The following is a 16,876-nucleotide window of genomic DNA, read 5'->3' on the forward strand; positions in this document are numbered from 1 at the left end:
AGGTTATGTCTTGCCTGTGAACCGGAGGCAGAGTCGTGGGGCCGCACATCAGAACGTCTCGACGCCCGCGCAACTCATGCTCTTCCGCATGGGGCGCGCGCGGAATACAGTCGCTCCATGACAATCGCGGAACTCATGTCCCACATGACGGTCCTGCAACCGGACGATGACGGATACGCGAAGGCAGCGGCATCGGTGAGCGGCGTCGGCACCCCCGACCTCATCGTTTTTCCGCAGACCCAGGAAGACGTGGAACGCGCCGTTTCATGGGCGCGCGAGCATGAGGTTTCGATCTACGTGCGTGGCGGCGGACACTCTGAGTGGGGCCTGCCTCCGGGAGGTATGACCGTGAACCTCTCGGCATTCGATGACGTCACCGTGATGCCACAGCAGCGCGCACGTGCCAGGGCGCGAGTCGGCGGGGGAGCACGATGGGGCCAGGTCGCGCGGATCCTGGCCGAGCACGGCCTGGCGCTGAGCTCAGGAGATACGGCAAGCGTCGGCGTTGGTGGGCTCACCCTGGGCGGGGGCATCGGCTGGATGACACGCGCCTGGGGTCTCGCGATCGATCAGCTGGTGGGCGCCATCATCGTCACCGCGGATGGGGTGACGCGTCACATTGACCCGGATCACGAGCCTGAGCTGTTTTGGGCGGTTCGTGGCGGCGGGGGAGGCTTTGGTGTGGTGACCGCGTTTGAGTTTGCGGCACATCCGCTCACCGAGATCGTTTTCACGCAGGCCACGGTGACTGATGCGCGGCTGGCTCTGCAGAGCGTGCGGAACCATATTGCCGCGGCACCGAGAGAGCTGACGGTGACGTACATGGATGTTCCTGCGATGGATCCGTCTGCACCAGCGGGCGCCAGCCTCACGATGGTGTGGGCTGGTTCCGACCGCGCGGCAGCGGAGGCCGCCGCCGCACCGTTGCTCACCAACGGTACGGCGAACGTGACGCATACGGTGATGGCCTACCCTGATGTGCTGATGGAATTTCCTGACGGGGATCCGACCCAACCTCACCCCGCTTTTATCGGCGGCAACGCGCTCGCGGCAGAGCTCACCGATGAAGACATCGAGCATCTGGTGAGCTTCGGGGATACGCGGCCTTCGGCGATCACGCTTCTGCGCTCGATGGGTGGCGCCGCTGGCGACGTGCCGCACGACGCGACCGCGTTCAGTTCGCGTGATGCGTTGTGGCTGGTCATGATGGGAGCATTCGACATGGGCTTCGATGACGAAGCCAAACGACAAGTTCTCGAGTCGTGTGCGGCCCTCAACGCCCATGGCGCGCTCGTCTACGGCAACTTCTCATCTCGCACAACGCCGGATGCCGCGAAGACGATGTATTCGGCGGCAACCGCAGAACGTCTGCGACGAATCAAGACGCGGTGGGATCCCACGAACATATTCTGCCGAGCGCACGTCTTCGTGGAATAAGAAGAGGCCACCCAAGCGGGTGGCCTCTTCCGTCAGAACCTAGTGGGTGTCTTCCGCTTCGATTTCGGTGCGGTCGCCCGACCACAGCGTGTGGAAGGTGCCTTCCTTGTCGATGCGGCGGTAGGTGTGTGCGCCGAAGAAGTCGCGCTGACCCTGCACGAGGGCAGCGGGCAGGCGGTCTGCGCGGATGCCGTCGTAGTACGACAGCGACGACGAGAACGCGGGCGCAGGGATTCCGGCCTGAGCTGCGGCGATAACGACACGACGCCATGCGGCCTGGCCGCGTGCCAGCGCGTCAGCGAAGTACGGTGCCGTCATCAGGACAGGAAGGTTCGCGTCCGTTGCATACGCGTCGGAGATCCGGTTCAAGAACTGTGCGCGGATGATGCAACCCGCGCGCCAAATCTTCGCGATGGCACCGAGGTCGATGGTCCAGTTGTACTCGGCAGCACCCGCACGGATCTCGTCGAAGCCCTGGCTGTACGCGACGATCTTTGATGCGTACAGTGCCTGGCGCACATCTTCGATGAACGCGTCAACGTCCGTGACCGTGAAGGTCTCGTCGGGGCCGGGGAGCGCAGATGCGACTGCACGCTGTTCCGGGTGCGACGACAGCGAGCGGGCAAACGTGGCTTCAGCGATGCCGGAGACCGGGACGCCCAGCGCGAGAGCTGTCTGCACTGTCCATGCACCGGTGCCCTTGGCGCCTGCCTGGTCGACGATCACGTCAACGAGCGGCTTGCCGGTGGTCGCGTCGATCTGGCGGAGAACTTCTGCGGTGATTTCGATCAGGTATGACTCCAGCTCGCCGGTGTTCCACTCGGCGAAAATGTCAGCGATCTCAGCGGGAGACTTACCGGTTCCGCGGCGAATCAGGTCGTAGGCTTCGGCGATGAGCTGCATGTCGGCGTACTCAATACCGTTGTGCACCATCTTCACGAAGTGGCCGGCGCCGTCGTGGCCGACGTGGGTGACGCACGGCTCACCTTCGGCAACAGCGGCAATCGACTTCAGGATTGGGCCGAGGGTGACCCACGACTCATCCGAGCCACCTGGCATGATCGACGGCCCGAGGAGCGCGCCCTCTTCGCCGCCGGAAATACCTGCGCCGACGAAGTTGATGCCCGTCTCACGGACCGCCTTTTCGCGACGGATCGTGTCGGGGAAGTAAGCGTTGCCGCCGTCGACAATGATGTCGCCAGGTTCAAACACCTCAACGAGCGAGTTGATGACCGCGTCGGTCGGGCCGCCGGCCTTGACCATGATGATCGCCGTGCGGGGCTTCTGCAGGGAATCAGCAAACTCCTGGTACGTCTGCGCGGCAACGAATCCGGCTTCCGGGTGCGTTGCAAGCAGGTCGGCCGTCTTCTCAAAGCTCCGGTTGAACACCGCAACGGTGTTCCCTTCACGACTCGCAAGGTTGCGAGCGAGGTTCGATCCCATAACAGCGAGACCGACCACGCCAATGTTTGCCTGGGCGGGAGATTCCGTCACGAGTGTGCTCCTAAACGTCGTGGGTGATGATGCCAGCGTATCGCGGTAGGGCGGGCTGGGCATGAATAATGACGCCCCAAGAAACGCCAAAAGCGCCCGGCACAGTGCCGAGCGCTTTTGTAAGCGTCAGTTCTTCTTGTAGCTACCGCGGCCGAGCACGAACAGCGCGCTCACGCTGGAAACAGCACCAAGCACGGTCATGCCCAGAATGACCCAGAGAATAATGTGAGAGACTTCAGCGCCGGTCATGGCATCCTCCTTCAGAAGTATGTGTCTAACGCTACCGTGAGATCGGGTAAGATAGTGAATCGACCTCGGCGAGGGATGCGCACAGCATCCGTTATCGACGCGGTGATGTGGCTCCTCACGGAATCCTCACGCGTCTGCGTTCGAGTCGATACCCAAAGACCACCGCACGACAGCGTCGTGCGCGCCCCAAGGAGATTCACATGTCTGAAGACAACAAGGTCGTCGCAGAGGTTCGCGAGAACTTTGGTAAGGGCTACGCACGCCGTCTGCGCGCTGCTGGCCAGATTCCTGCCGTCATCTACGGCCACGGCACCGACCCGCAGCACGTCGCGCTTCCTGGTCACCAGGTCAGCCTGATCCTGCGTAAGGCTAACGCTCTGCTTACCCTCGACATCGCGGGCAAGGCTGAGCTGGCCCTGGTGAAGGACGTCCAGAAGGACCCGGTTCGCCAGATCATCGAGCACATCGACCTCCTCGTCGTCAAGAAGGGCGAGAAGATCCAGGTCGACGTTCCTGTTCTCGTCGTTGGCGAGTCGGCACCCGGCACCATCATCAACCTTGACGCTGTGTCGATCACGCTTGAGGTCGAAGCAACGCACATCCCCGAGCACATCGAGGTTAGCGTTGAGGGTCTCGAAGACGGCCAGCACATTTTCGCTGCCGACCTGAAGCTGCCCAAGGGCGCATCGCTCATTGCAGAAGACGACGTTCTCGTTGTCGGCGTTTCGGTTCCGGCCGCTGCTGACCTGGGCGACGACGCTGACGCTGAGGCTGAAGCTCCGGCCGCCGCACCTGCTGAGGCACCCGCGGCAGAGTAATTCACTCGCTGAAGCGAGGGGGTGCGATTTTCGTGCCCCCTCGCTTGCGTAGAGGAGAGACATGGCTGAAACCTGGTTGGTTGTGGGGCTCGGAAACCCTGGCCCCCAGTACGAACACACTCGACACAACATCGGAGCGATGGTTGTCGATGAGCTGGCGCGCCGCCGGGGCGAGAGCTTCAAATCGCACAAGGCGAACGCCCGTGTTGCCGAAACCTGGACACGACCGGGTGGAGCCAAGCTGATCCTGGCCAAGCCGAACTCCTACATGAATGTATCTGGCGGTCCGGTCGCCGCTCTCGCAAAGTTCTACGGCGTTGACGCCGACCGCATCATCGTGCTGCACGATGAGCTGGATATCCCCTTCGACACCATCAAGATGAAGATCGGGGGCGGCCACGGCGGACACAACGGCGTGCGCGATATCGCGAAGGCCCTCGGAACCCCGGAGTTCTTGCGTGTGCGGGTGGGGATCGGCCGGCCGCCAGGACGACAGGATCCGGCGGACTGGGTCTTGTCGCCGTTCTCCGGTGACCAGCGCACGCAGTTACCGCTCCTCGTCGGGGACTCCGCAGACGCCGTTGAGTTGGTGGGTGAGGAAGGACTCCTCAGCGCCCAGCAGAAGTTTCATGCGCCGCGCACATAGCGATCGCCGCACACAAGAATTGCCAAGGGCCGCAGTCGTTCATGACTGCGGCCCTTGGCATTCTTAGGAGATTGTCGCGCCGGCCGTGACGGCGGCGATCGCAACACCGACTGCCCACACCATCGGACCAATGACGCCGAGGATCAGCGCGACGATACCGAGCGGGCGCCCCTTGCGTTGCGCGATGGCAACAATGCCGAGCACGATGGCAAGAATGCCCGCAATCGTGCCCAGCCACAATGAAATTTCCAGGCCCAGCACGCTGGTGCGCACGTCGGAGAAGTACGAGAGATCGATGTCGCTGATGCTCGATGAATCCAGCGGGCCGTATTGATCCTGATACTCAACGATGGCGCGCGCAGCTGGCCCGCCGGTGAAGGCGGCGACGAGGGTGCTACCGACAGTCGCAATCAGTCCGGCGATGAGGGCGACCAAGCCGAGCGTACTCTTGCCAGCCGGGCGCAAAGCCCCGACCTGTTGGCCGTACTGCGGATACTGCGGCTGCGAGTACGGCGCCGCATACGTGCCGTACGGTGACGTTTGTGGTGGGGTGTCCCACGGTGCCTGCGGCTGCGCTTCACCCCACGTTGGTGTCGCAGGCTGCCCGTAGTACGTCGGCTCGGCTTGCTGCGCAAAACCAGGCTGGGGTACGCGCGGTGCGTCATATCCGCCTGGAACCATGGGCTGCGGAGGCATCGGCGGAACCTCCGGCTGGGTCGGGCGAGACCCGGCGGCAGCGCCGGTGGCCGGGAATTGTTCGTCCGGCGAAGGGAGAGACGTCTGGCTCACGCCCCCATCCTAGGGACTGGGACCCATACGACACCAGGGACATCTGCGCGGTGCCTTCGGCTCGCCGTAGACTCTTGAGGTGAGTTTGACGGGGATTGTTCGCGCCATTGAGTCGTCTGAGGCCTTCGCCGACCTCAAAATTGTTGCGTTGACAGACGCCAATCTGTCGCTCGTCGACGGTTTGGATGCGCCTGTCCTTGCCGCAGCGCTGCTCAAGCGGATCTCGGCGGGCAAGCCCAGCGTGTTGCTCGTCGTGACGCCCACGGGTCGGCGCGCCGACGCTCTTGCCGATGCACTCGGAGATCTCATCCCGGACGCGGATGTCCGCGCTTTCCCGGCATGGGAGACTCTTCCGCATGAGCGCCTGAGCCCGAGTGCTGAGACGGTGGGGCGTCGAATTGAGACCCTCCGCGCCCTCCGCGCCTTCGATGGTTCCCGCCCGCTGATCGTGACGGCATCCGTGCGCGCGGCGTTGCAGCCGCTCGCCCCGGGGCTCGGCGAAGTTCACCCGATTATGCTGACAACCGGCGGGCGCGGCCATGATCTCGATGCGATTGTGAACGGCTTGATTGAGCTGGCGTATTCGCGTGTCGATATGGTCTCGCGCCGCGGCGAGTTTGCCGTTCGCGGTGGCATCCTCGATGTGTTTCCTGCCGTCGCCGACCACCCCTACCGCGTTGAATTCTTCGGCGACGAGGTCGAGCAGATCCGTGCGTTCTCCGTGGCGGATCAGCGCTCGCTTCCGGGCGATGTTGCAACGATTGCATTGCCAGCCAGCCGTGAGCTGCTTTTGACGCCCGCTGTCCGCTCGCGAGCTGCCGCCCTGGTTCCGGCATTCCCCGGTGTCTCCGCAATGCTGGAAAAGATGTCTGCGGGAATTCCGGTGGAGGGCATGGAATCGCTGACACCCGCGCTCATTGACGATCTGGTGCCGATCGCGGCCTACTTGCCGCGTGGCTCGGCGGTTGCTCTGGTCGATCCTGAGCGTTCCCGCGGTCGTGCAGCAACGCTTGGCGATACGAACCGAGAGTTCTTGGAGGCGGCCTGGAGTGCCGCCACCGGCGGCGCGGCGGCACCTGTCGATCTGGGCGCAGGCGACTTCCTCTCGCTTGGCGACCTGCGCACCGCCGTTTTGGATAACGGTCACGTGTGGTGGGCGCTCAGCGCTTTCGACCCCGGTGATGCGGCAGACATCGATGAGACCCGTTTTCCTGGTTCCGCCGTGCCGTCCTTTCAAGGAAATGTCGAGGGCGCAACGGGGTATGTTGCGGATCTCGTCGCCACGGGCTGGGCGGTGCTGGTCGTCGCGGAAGGTGTCGGCCTCGTCGAGCGTGGCCGCGATGTGCTTGCCGAGCGCGGAATTGCGGCGCGCGTTGTCGACGACCTGGTGGACAAGCCCGCCAGCGGAGTGGTGACCCTTGTTCGCGGCCATGCGGAGTCCGGTTTTGTCAGCCCTGAGGCGCAGTTGGCGGTGCTCACCGAAAACGAGTTCTACGGACGCACGATTGGTGGTTCCGCAGGACCGAAGCGGCTCGCTTCGCGCCGCAAGAACGTCGTTGACCCGCTGCAGCTCAAGAGCGGCGACTTCGTCGTGCACGCCACGCACGGGATCGGCCGTTTCGTTGAAATGACGCAGCGTGAAATCTCGACGGGTGGCCGCAACGCGCAGAAGAGCATTCGCGACTACCTCGTCATTGAATACGCGCCGTCTAAGCGCGGCTATCCGGGCGACAAGCTCTTCGTGCCCACCGATCAACTCGATCTCCTCTCGCGCTACGTGGGTGGCGAAGCCCCCGTGCTCAGCAAGATGGGCGGCAGCGACTGGGCACAAGCGAAGACGAAGGCACGCAAGGCTGTTCGCGATATCGCCGTTGAACTCGTCAAACTTTATTCGGCGCGCATGGCGGCCAAGGGGCACGCGTTCGGGCCGGATACGCCGTGGCAGCGCGAGCTCGAAGAAGCCTTCCCGTTTGCAGAAACGCCCGATCAGTTGCAGACGATTGATGAGATCAAGGCCGATATGGAGAAGCCGATCCCGATGGATCGCTTGCTCTCAGGCGACGTGGGCTTTGGTAAGACCGAAGTCGCTGTGCGCGCCGCGTTCAAGGCGATTCAGGATGGCAAACAGGTCGCCATGCTGGTTCCGACGACACTTCTCGTTAAGCAGCACTTGGAGACGTTCACCGAGCGCTTCGCGGGCTTCCCCGTCAAGGTCAAGCCGCTGTCGCGGTTCCAAACCGACAAGCAGGCGCGCGACACGATCACCGGCTTGATGGACGGAACCGTCGACATGGTGATCGGAACGCACCGCATTCTGACGGAGCAGGTGAAGTTCAAAGACCTCGGTCTGCTCATCATCGATGAGGAACAGCGCTTTGGCGTTGAACACAAAGACGCCCTGAAAAAGATCAAGACCAACGTCGACATTTTGGCGATGAGCGCGACGCCGATTCCGCGCACATTGGAGATGGCGGTGACCGGTATCCGTGAAATGTCGACGCTGCAGACGCCGCCAGAAGACCGTCATCCGATTCTTTCCTTCGTCGGCCCGAACAACGACAAGCAGGTCGCCGCAGCTATTCGCCGCGAGCTGATCCGCGAGGGTCAGGTGTTCTTCGTGCACAACCGCGTGCAGTCGATCCAGCGCGTTGCCGCCCACCTTGCCGAGCTGGTTCCGGAAGCCCGCATCGCCGTCGCGCACGGTCAGCTGGGTGAACAGGCGCTTGAGCAGGTGGTTGACGCGTTTTGGGAGCGCGAATTCGATGTCTTGGTGTCAACCACCATCATCGAGACCGGCCTCGACATCTCCAACGCCAACACGATCATCATCGACAAGGCAGACAAGTATGGCTTGAGCCAGCTTCACCAGCTCCGTGGTCGTGTCGGACGTGGCAGGGAACGCGCGTACGCATACTTCCTCTACGACGACGCGAAGCCGCTCACCGAGACGGCCGCCGACCGCCTACAGACGATCGCCGTGAACAACGACCTCGGCTCGGGTACGCAGGTCGCGTTGAAAGACCTGGAGCTTCGCGGGGCTGGCAACATGCTCGGCGGCGAGCAGGCCGGTCACATTGCCGGCGTTGGCTTTGATCTCTATCTGCGCATGATTGGTGAGGCTGTCGCGACGTTCCGTGGGGAAGAGACGGATGGCCCCACCGAGCTGCGTCTCGAGTTGCCGCTGGACGCGCGCATTCCCGAGACGTATATCGACAGTGAGCGGTTGCGTTTGGAGGCCTACCAAAAGCTGTCATCTGCGGCATCGCTGACCTCGAAAGAAGATGCAATCGATCTGGTCATCGACGAGTTGCAAGACCGCTACGGAACCATGCCTGCCGAGGTAAAGGGACTGATTGCGGTGGCGCGGTTGCGTCGTCGCGCGGCGCAGTCGGGTCTCGAAGACGTTGTCGCTATGGGCAAGAACCTCCGTCTTGCGCCCGCGCACTTCCCGGATTCGATTCGCGTGCGCATGCAGCGGCTCTACCCCCAGGCGAAACTTGTTGCCAGCGGTGATGCGCTCGTGGTTCCGATGCCGACCTCTGGCGGTGAGCCCTACGAATCAGAGGATTTGCTTGCGTGGGTGAACCAATTGCTCAACGCGCTGTATCCGCTGCCGGAAAAGCCCACGGAGCCGTAACACTTTCTATCGGCGCGGGAACGCGGTAGCGTCTGGCCATGCTCTACGAACACCTGGGCGTGTTGCCTCGTATTCATCCAGACGCCGTCGTGGCGCCGACCGCTGTGATTTCTGGTGACGTGGTGATTGGCGCTGACTGCCAGATTCTGCATGGTGCCGTGGTGACAAGCGAGGGCGGCCCGATCGTGCTGGGCGAGAACGTCATCGTGATGGAAAATGCGGTGATCAGAGCGGCAGCGTCTGCACCGGTGCACATTGGAGACCACACACTGATCGGGCCCGGCGCTTCGATCAGTGGGGCAACGGTGGGCAACGAAGTGTTTCTCGCCACGGGCACGCGGGTGTTCAACGGGGCGCGGATTGGCGATCGCGCGGAAGTTCGCATCAACGCCGTGGTTCATTTGCGGACGGTACTGCCAGAGGACTCGGTGGTGCCGATCGGCTGGGTGGCTGTGGGAGAACCGGTAGAAGTGCTGCCGCCACACGAACACGACCGAATTTGGGCGGCACAACGAGAACTTGATTTTCCCGGATACGTTTTCGGCGTTGATCGGGACACTCCTGACGTCATGGTGCAACTGACGGAGCGGTACGGACGTGCTTTATCGCGGCATCGCGACGACAAGCCCGTCTTAGACGCGTAGACTGTGCGAGGCTCTTCGGAGCCATGGTGTGTCGGGAAGACTGGTCGACGATTCTGTAACCCAACCCCTGGAGTGAATCGTGAGCTTGCTACGTTCTGCCCGTTTTCCCGCCGTCATGCTGCTGTGCGCGGCTGCCGTCGGCCTCATCCTGGCGAATTCGCCGCTCGGCCCGGGCCTGGGTGAACTGCGCGGTACCCACCTCGCCATTGAGGGCAGTGCCTTCGACTTGTCAGTCGGCCACTGGATTTCTGATGGCCTACTGGCGATCTTCTTTTTCACGGCGGCCATCGAACTGCGATACGAACTCACCAAGGGTGCGCTTCGCGAGCCCCGCAAGGCGATGGTTCCGGCCATCGCAGCGGCCGGTGGCGTGATCGTTCCGATTCTGGTGTACCTGTTCTTTACGAACGGCACGCAGTACGCGAGCGGATGGCCGATTCCCACAGCAACCGACATTGCATTCGCACTCGGTGTGCTGGCTGTGTTCGGTCGTGGTCTGCCAGGAGCCGTGCGCGCGTTCTTGCTCGCACTAGCGATTCTGGATGACATCGTCGGGATCATTTTCATCGCAGTGCTGTTCACCTCCGACCTAAACCCCCTGTGGTTGGCCGTCGCCGCCGGTCTTGTGCTGGTGTTCTTCGTGCTGAGCCGAGTCCAGCCCCGTACCACGACGGATGCGGCACTGCGGCAAGCTGCGCTGCTGATCATCGGCATCGCAACCTGGGGCGTTGTGTACCAGAGCGGCGTGCACGCCACGATTGCCGGTGTTGCGCTTGGGTTTGCCATGGCGCCGAAGAAGGCCGACCGTCTGCGCCACCGCCTGGAGCCGTGGGTAAACGCACTGGTGCTGCCCATCTTCGCGTTCTCGTCGGCTGCTGTGATGATCCCCGCGGTGAGCGTTGGCGAACTGAGCCCGGCGTTCTGGGGCATCCTCGTGGCGTTGCCAGTTGGCAAGATCATCGGTATTGCGTTGGCCGGTTTCATTGCGCAGAAGGCTCTCGGAACACAATCAGACAGTCACCTCGCCGTTGGCGATCTGATCGCAGCCGGAGCTCTGGGAGGTATCGGCTTCACGGTTTCGCTCTTGCTCGGTGAGCTCGCCTTTGCCGGAAACGCCGTGATTGGCGCAGAAGTCACGCTCGCAGTGCTCGCCGGGTCGATCATCTCTATGGTGTTGGCCGGAATCTTGGTAACGTGGCGAGCTCGTCACTACCGGAAGGTCGCCGCCGTTGACAGTTGATCCGCTCCGCCTCTCGGCCGACACGATGCGTGCCGTGCACGAGAAGTGTGTGTGGACGCAGCAGATGACGCATGAGGCGCTGCTGCCATATCTCATTGAAGAAGCGCACGAGCTGGTTGACGCGGTTGAGCGGGGGTCGCAAGACGACCTGCGTGAAGAACTCGGCGATTTGCTGTGGCAAGTGCTTTTTCACAGCGAGATCGCGGCGCGTGCCGGGCAATTCTCGATCGACCACGTGGCGCAAGATTTAGCAGACAAAATGATTCGTCGTCACCCGCACGTCTTCGCAGGGGAGACCGCCCAGACGCCGGAACAGGTGCTGGTGCTGTGGAACGCGGCGAAGGCCGCCGAGAAGCGTGAGCGAACGAGTGTGCTGGATGGCGTGGCTCGCTCGATGCCAGCGCTCGCGTACGCGCAAAAAGTGCTGGGCAAAGCATCATCGGTCGGTGTTGTGGCACCGGTTTTACCTTTGGCCCTGGAAAGTGAGCACGATCTGGGTCTCGCGCTGCTCGCCTTGACGGCGATGGCTCGTGAGCGCGGGTGGGACGCTGAGGCGCTTCTCCGTGCCGAGGTGCACCGCGTCGAAGATCAGGTGCGCGAAACCGAGGCCCCTCCCGCCTAAATCGCCCGGTCGCCCTGCGCGTTTTAGCCAACCATGCCAATGGTGGAAAGATAGGGGAGTGGCAACTGTGAACCCTCCTCGTGGCATGCGTGATTTTCTCCCGGCGGAAAAGGCACGTCGTGAACGTGTCCTCGCCGTCATCCGTGAGCGCTACCGCGCCCACGGATTCGACGAGATCGAAACTCCCGTGGTCGAAGATTACGGACGCTTGCACTCCGGCATGGGCGGCGACAACGAAAAGCTGTCGTTCTCTATCCTGAAGCGCGGGCTTGAAGCCAACGATTTCGTCACGTCAGAAGGAGACGTCGCCGCGCTTGCCGACCTTGGACTGCGTTTTGACCTGACGGTTCCGCTTGCCCGCTTCTACGCGACCAATCGCGGCGACCTGCCGACGGTGTTCCGGTCCATTCAGATGGCACCCGTGTGGCGTGCGGAGCGCCCCCAGAAGGGCCGATACCGACAGTTTGTCCAGTGCGACATTGACATCATCGGCGACGCATCGGCTCGCGCCGAAGCTGAGCTGATTGTTGCGACGCTCGACACCGTCGACGCACTCGGGCTCGAGGGTGCGAGCGTGCGCATCAACGACCGCCGAGCCCTCGACGCCATGCTCGACGTGTTCGGCTTCGTCGCGGACGAGCGTCCGGGCGTGCTCATCACGATCGACAAACTCGACAAGATTGGTGCCGAAGGGATTGTCGCGGAACTCCGCGAACGTGGCGCAACCTTTGCGGCCGTCGACGCGTTCGAGGCCTTCATGCGTCGCCCCCAGACGCTGGAATACCGCCCGTTTGGCGAGGGACAGATTCGCAAGGCGCTGCCAGCCGGGGTTCCTGACGACGTCATCGCGCATCTTGTGGGCATCGGCGAGGCTGTCGTTGCGGCCCGCGGCGGTGAGGCACCGCTCGTCTTTGACCCATTCCTGGTGCGTGGCATGGGGTATTACACCGGAACAATCTTTGAGCTCGCCCACCCGAGCGTCAACTATTCGCTCGGCGGCGGTGGCCGTTATGACGGCATGATCGGTCGCTTCCTCGGCCAGGACGTTCCTGCTGTGGGATTCTCGATTGGCTTTGAACGCATCGTTGACCTGCTCGAAGAGCAGACGGCCGACGCGACGCCAGCGCTCGTGCTCGTACACGACAAGAACGTCGCGGTGAACCAGCTCATTGCGCTGAAGGCCGAGCTAATTCGCGAGGGGATGCGCGTCCGCGTTGAGCAGCGCACGAAGAACCTCAATGGCCTGCTGACTCGTGCTCGGGCGGACGGTTACTCTGCGTTTGCCACCGTGAATTCTGACACCACCCGCGAGAGTCTAGAAATCAAGCAGCTCGGCTAGTCCCAACACGACCGCGCGCCGACGCGTGCAGTGGGCGGGTTGCGGGTTTGCGTGCTCGCGCGGAGCTGGTGGGTTTGCGCGTTCGCGGGGCGCGGGCGGATCCTGTCCTATTCCCGCGAAACACGGCGGGGGTGCGCGGGGGAGCGGCCGGGGGTGCGGCGGGCGGCGCGGGGTGTCAGGCGGGTGGGGAGTTGGTGACGCGCTTCTTTTCGCGCACGTAGACCTCGCGGCGTACGCGAGCGACGACATCGCCCGACTCGTCGGTGATGACCGTCTCGAACCATTCGAGCACCTTCCTGCCGCCGCGGGCGTGCTCGCGAACCTGCTGTGCGCGTTCCGGGCTCACTTCGAAAACAGCGGTGAGGGTTCCGCGCCCCGGCTTCACAAATTCGATCTCGCCCTTTGTGTCCCACACGACGTAGTCGCGGCCGAGCTGGTGCATCAACAGCATGAAAAAGTACGGGTCGGTCATCGCCGACATGGAACCACCAAAGGCGGTCTTCACGTAGTTGCGGGTGATGAGATTGACGCGCAATGTGACGACGGCGCGCGTCCAGTCATCGGAAAACTCGCGAACGCGAATGCCAGAGAACAGGTTGGGTGCCCACAGGCTCATGCCAATCGCGAGGCGGCGGGGAGTGATGCGCATGCGCACAGTGTGGCGGGTGAGAAACGCGCGAGCAAGCCGGTTGGAGAATCCACACAACGCCCGGAATGGACATACTTGTTCTAGTTGATCTATAATTGAGTATGTTCATCACCGTAAATCCGCAGAGCGACGAACCGCTGTTCGCGCAGGTGGCGAGCGCCGTTCGAGCGGAGGCGGCATCAGGTGCCCTTCGCCCCGGCGACAAATTGCCTGCCGCGCGCGAGGTCGCGGCAGCCCTCGGTATGAACCTGCACACGGTATTGCACGCATACCAGGATTTGCGTGATGAAGGACTGATCGAAATGCGGCGCGGGCGTGGCGCCATCGTCACCCAGTCGGCTGCGCCGCTCCTCGAGATCGCCGATGACATTTCCGCACTCGTTGCGAAGGCGAAGAGCCTCGGGCTCTCCGCAGAAACACTGACATCCCTCGTTAAGGAGGCAACACGATGATGACAACAATGCCAACCACAACCCTGGCTGACGCGCGCCGGCGCTTCCTGCTCGTCGGTTTTTGGGTTCCGCTTCTCGTTCTCGTGGTCGCGCTCGTCATGCAGCTGATGTGGCTGGGTGAACTACCCACCCCCGCAGCGACGCACTTCTCGGGTCGCGGTGGCCCTGACGGATTCGGACCGGCGTGGACATTCCCGGTGCTGACCGGCGTCGTCGGCATGGGGATCTTGCTCCTGTCGACGATCCCTATCCTGCTGATGGCTCGGCGCGGTCAGTGGAGCGTGTCGCCGCGGTTTCTGGCCGCCATCATCGCGGCCACGGTCATCATGTTGGCTATCGGGCTGACCCTGACCGTGAACTCGCAACGCGGCCTCACTGACGCGCGGCTCGCCCCCGACGCCGGAGTGTTTATTTTGTTGGGCGCGGCGATCGGACTCACATACGGCGTTATTGCGTGGCGGGTGCAGCCCGCGCTGACCCTGCAGGCTGAGCCGGCACCGGCGCTCACCCCAAAGATGCTGGACCGCGGTTCTGCATCGACATGGATGCAGACAGCCCGCGTCGGCGGGGCAGGATTCGCGCTGATGATTGTTGGCGTTGGCACGGTGCTCGTGATGTCGATCATCATGACCGTCACCGCACCCGACGAAGCCTGGATCATGTGGATCGTCACGGCTCTTATGGCCGTGCTGTTTGCCACGATGTTTGTTTTTCGTGTGCGCATCGACGACACCGGGTTCACGGCGCAGAGCATCGTCGGCTTTCCACGTTTTCACATTCCCCTCGATCACATCGCGGATGTTCGCTCGCTGACCGTCAACGGGATCGCTGACTTCGGCGGCTGGGGACTGCGGTACATGCCGGGCAACGGTGCTGGCATCATCCTGCGCAGTGGTGAAGCGCTCCAGATTGTGCGCACAAACGGCAAGAAGTTCACGGTCACCGTTCAAGATTCTGTGAGCGCCGCCGAGCTTCTGCTCGGCCTTCGCATCCGCGATGCGGCCTAGCCGCCGGCCGGCGACAGTTCCCATTCTCAACCAGGAAGTCACCCCCCATGACCTCGAACGACACCACCGACACCACCCTCGCGCAAGCGCGCCAACGGTTCCTTCTCGTCGGGGCGTGGGTTCCGTTGGTGATGCTTGCCGTCGCCGTTGCGCTGCAGGTGATGTGGCTGCCGCAGCTACCGGATCCGGTGGCCACCCACTTTTCCGGGAGTGGGCCGGACGGCTTCGGGCCTGCCATCACCTACCCCCTGATGACCATCGGTGTCGGAGCGCTCTTTCTCGCGATCACCGTGTTCGGGGTGCTTGCGCCGGCGGAATCCACCGGATGGGGTGCCACCGCGCGCTTCATGGGCGCGTTTATGCCCGCCATGCTGATGATGGTCCTCATCGGAACCACCTGGTCGGTGCATTCGCAGCGCGGGCTGAGCGACGCGATGCTGGCTCCTGATCCTGGTCTCTTTCTGCTGATCGGTGCGGGTGTTGGGCTGGTGTACGGCGCGATCGCATGGTTCGTGCAACCTGCGCTCACCATCGCACCGGCTGATATGCGCGAAGCGAGCGCGCGGACGATTGTGGCTGGCGAACGCGCTGCCTGGATGCGAACGCTTCGCGTGCAAGGTGCAGGCTTGTGGGTCATGGTCGCCGCGCTCGTGGTGATGATCAGCAGCGCGATCGTGACGACGCTGACGGGCTCGTCCGCCGCCTGGTGGCTGTGGACGCTCGCCGTGCTCATCGCCGTTCTTTTCGCGACGATGTTCGTCTTCCGCGTGCGTATTGATGACTCAGGATTCACGGCACGATCGATCCTGGGCTTTCCGGTATTTCGCATTCCGTTGGCGGAGATCGCCGCTGCCCGCACCCTGACGGTAAGTCCGTTGGCAGACTTTGGCGGGTGGGGATTGCGCCTTGCACCGGGCATGGGATTCGGAATTATTCTGCAGGCCGGAAGCGCGCTTCAGATTGAACGCACGAATGGCAAGCGACTCACGGTCACCATTGACGATGCTGAGCGCGCGGCCGATGTGCTGCTTGGCCTGCGCGATCGCACCACCCCTTGACCTGAGCGGCGGCACGGAGTTCTCTGGGAACGTGGACCTCACACCTGAAGCAACCGCCGCCGCCGACACCTATCTCACCGAGCTGTTGATCGCCCCCGATGCGGCGCTCGCGCATGCGCTTGCCACGCAACACAGCGCGGGGCTTCCTGATATCGAGGTGACAGCGCTCAGCGGAAAGCTGCTCAACCTGCTGATTCGGATGAGCGGTGCCCACCGCGTGCTCGAAATCGGCACACTCGGCGCCTACTCGACAATCTGGATGGCCCGTGCCGTGGGCGAGGGAGGTCACGTCACCACGATTGAAGCGGAACCACACATCGCCGCCATCGCACGACAGAATCTGGAGTACGCAGGCATCGCCGACCGCGTCGACGTCAAGATTGGCCGTGGCGCCGACATTCTTCCCACGCTCATCGGCACCGCTGCGTACGACTTGGTCTTCATTGATGCTGACAAAGAATCAAACACGCTGTACCTCGACTACGCGGCGCGGCTGGGCAGAAGCGGAACCGTTGTGATCGTCGACAACATTGGTCGCGAAGGTGAGATTGTGAGATCCGACAGCACCGACAGTAAGGTCAACGGAACCCGCGCGGGGCTGGAGATGCTTGGCGCCGACCCACGATTTGATGCGACCGCATATCAAACCGTCGGGCTCAAGGGCTGGGACGGCACGGCAATCGCGATCGTTGTGTGACCGTCCGCAACATTGCACGGCAGGAGCCAGCGTCGCTGGTTAGACTGGCCACGGACCATCGTTGCTCCACCATTCCCTTTTCCACGAACAAGGAGTTC

General features: G+C 62.9%; 16 protein-coding genes. 12 read left to right on the forward strand and 4 right to left on the reverse strand.

Features of this window, described 5'->3' with window-relative positions; all coding sequences use genetic code 11:
- The first annotated feature begins 117 nt into the window (after nt 1-117).
- Complete coding sequence (locus tag KTJ77_RS03785; RefSeq protein ID WP_217337166.1) at nt 118-1,437, forward strand: FAD-binding oxidoreductase; 1,320 nt, start codon at nt 118-120, stop codon at nt 1,435-1,437.
- A gap of 39 nt (nt 1,438-1,476) precedes the next feature.
- Here KTJ77_RS03785 and gndA read toward each other — a convergent pair whose 3' ends face one another.
- Together gndA and KTJ77_RS13565 are read right to left on the reverse strand one after the other, a co-directional pair.
- Nucleotides 1,477-2,931, reverse strand: coding sequence for an NADP-dependent phosphogluconate dehydrogenase (gene gndA / locus KTJ77_RS03790; RefSeq protein WP_217337167.1), 1,455 nt, complete (start codon nt 2,929-2,931; stop codon nt 1,477-1,479).
- Nucleotides 2,932-3,057: 126 nt separating this feature from the next.
- Complete coding sequence (locus tag KTJ77_RS13565) at nt 3,058-3,180, reverse strand: hypothetical protein (protein WP_302180712.1); 123 nt, start codon at nt 3,178-3,180, stop codon at nt 3,058-3,060.
- A gap of 200 nt (nt 3,181-3,380) precedes the next feature.
- Between KTJ77_RS13565 and KTJ77_RS03795 the strand changes: the two genes are divergently transcribed.
- Both KTJ77_RS03795 and pth read left to right on the forward strand, forming a co-directional pair.
- Nucleotides 3,381-3,998: a 50S ribosomal protein L25/general stress protein Ctc gene (locus tag KTJ77_RS03795; protein WP_217337168.1), complete on the forward strand. Its 618-nt coding sequence runs from the start codon at nt 3,381-3,383 to the stop codon at nt 3,996-3,998.
- A 61-nt stretch (nt 3,999-4,059) separates the two neighbouring features.
- Nucleotides 4,060-4,644: an aminoacyl-tRNA hydrolase gene (pth, locus tag KTJ77_RS03800; protein ID WP_217337169.1), complete on the forward strand. Its 585-nt coding sequence runs from the start codon at nt 4,060-4,062 to the stop codon at nt 4,642-4,644.
- A gap of 63 nt (nt 4,645-4,707) precedes the next feature.
- Here the strand turns inward: pth and KTJ77_RS03805 are convergent, their stop codons facing one another.
- A complete protein-coding gene (locus KTJ77_RS03805) occupies nt 4,708-5,433 on the reverse strand; it encodes a DUF4190 domain-containing protein (RefSeq protein ID WP_217337170.1) in 726 nt (241 codons plus the stop codon).
- Nucleotides 5,434-5,572: 139 nt separating this feature from the next.
- Between KTJ77_RS03805 and mfd the strand changes: the two genes are divergently transcribed.
- The 5 genes from mfd to hisS all read left to right on the forward strand — a co-directional run bounded on the left by mfd (nt 5,573) and on the right by hisS (nt 12,915).
- A complete protein-coding gene (mfd, locus tag KTJ77_RS03810; protein WP_367948893.1) occupies nt 5,573-9,070 on the forward strand; it encodes a transcription-repair coupling factor in 3,498 nt (1,165 codons plus the stop codon).
- 38 nt (nt 9,071-9,108) lie between these two features.
- Nucleotides 9,109-9,714 (forward strand): gamma carbonic anhydrase family protein, encoded by a 606-nt coding sequence (locus KTJ77_RS03815; protein ID WP_217337172.1) that lies wholly within the window; start codon nt 9,109-9,111, stop codon nt 9,712-9,714.
- Between the two features lie 79 nt (nt 9,715-9,793).
- Entirely contained in the window at nt 9,794-10,954 is a 1,161-nt protein-coding gene (gene nhaA, locus KTJ77_RS03820) for a Na+/H+ antiporter NhaA (RefSeq protein ID WP_217337173.1), read from the forward strand.
- A 25-nt stretch (nt 10,955-10,979) separates the two neighbouring features.
- Nucleotides 10,980-11,576, forward strand: coding sequence for a MazG family protein (locus tag KTJ77_RS03825; RefSeq protein WP_217338314.1), 597 nt, complete (start codon nt 10,980-10,982; stop codon nt 11,574-11,576).
- Nucleotides 11,577-11,661: 85 nt separating this feature from the next.
- On the forward strand, nt 11,662-12,915 hold the full coding sequence (hisS, locus tag KTJ77_RS03830; RefSeq protein WP_217338315.1) for a histidine--tRNA ligase: 1,254 nt from the start codon (nt 11,662-11,664) through the stop codon (nt 12,913-12,915).
- 175 nt (nt 12,916-13,090) lie between these two features.
- On the opposite strand, the gene KTJ77_RS03835 is transcribed toward hisS, so the two are convergent.
- On the reverse strand, nt 13,091-13,564 hold the full coding sequence (locus KTJ77_RS03835) for a DUF4442 domain-containing protein (RefSeq protein WP_217337174.1): 474 nt from the start codon (nt 13,562-13,564) through the stop codon (nt 13,091-13,093).
- Between the two features lie 101 nt (nt 13,565-13,665).
- Here KTJ77_RS03835 and KTJ77_RS03840 point away from each other — a divergent pair, with 101 nt between their 5' ends.
- Genes KTJ77_RS03840 through KTJ77_RS03855 form a run of 4 tightly spaced genes read left to right on the forward strand, consistent with a single transcriptional unit; the run spans nt 13,666 to nt 16,778 of the window.
- Nucleotides 13,666-14,016 carry a GntR family transcriptional regulator gene (locus tag KTJ77_RS03840; protein WP_217337175.1) on the forward strand — a complete coding sequence of 117 codons (351 nt, stop codon included), beginning with the start codon at nt 13,666-13,668 and terminating at the stop codon, nt 14,014-14,016.
- Between the two features lie 8 nt (nt 14,017-14,024).
- Nucleotides 14,025-15,023, forward strand: coding sequence for a hypothetical protein (locus KTJ77_RS03845; RefSeq protein ID WP_217337176.1), 999 nt, complete (start codon nt 14,025-14,027; stop codon nt 15,021-15,023).
- A 47-nt stretch (nt 15,024-15,070) separates the two neighbouring features.
- Nucleotides 15,071-16,081: a DUF1648 domain-containing protein gene (locus KTJ77_RS03850; protein WP_217337177.1), complete on the forward strand. Its 1,011-nt coding sequence runs from the start codon at nt 15,071-15,073 to the stop codon at nt 16,079-16,081.
- A gap of 31 nt (nt 16,082-16,112) precedes the next feature.
- A complete protein-coding gene (locus tag KTJ77_RS03855) occupies nt 16,113-16,778 on the forward strand; it encodes an O-methyltransferase (protein ID WP_367948816.1) in 666 nt (221 codons plus the stop codon).
- Nucleotides 16,779-16,876 lie beyond the last annotated feature (98 nt).

This window comes from Microbacterium sp. NC79 (assembly GCF_019061125.1).
Classification (GTDB): Bacteria; Actinomycetota; Actinomycetes; order Actinomycetales; family Microbacteriaceae; genus Microbacterium.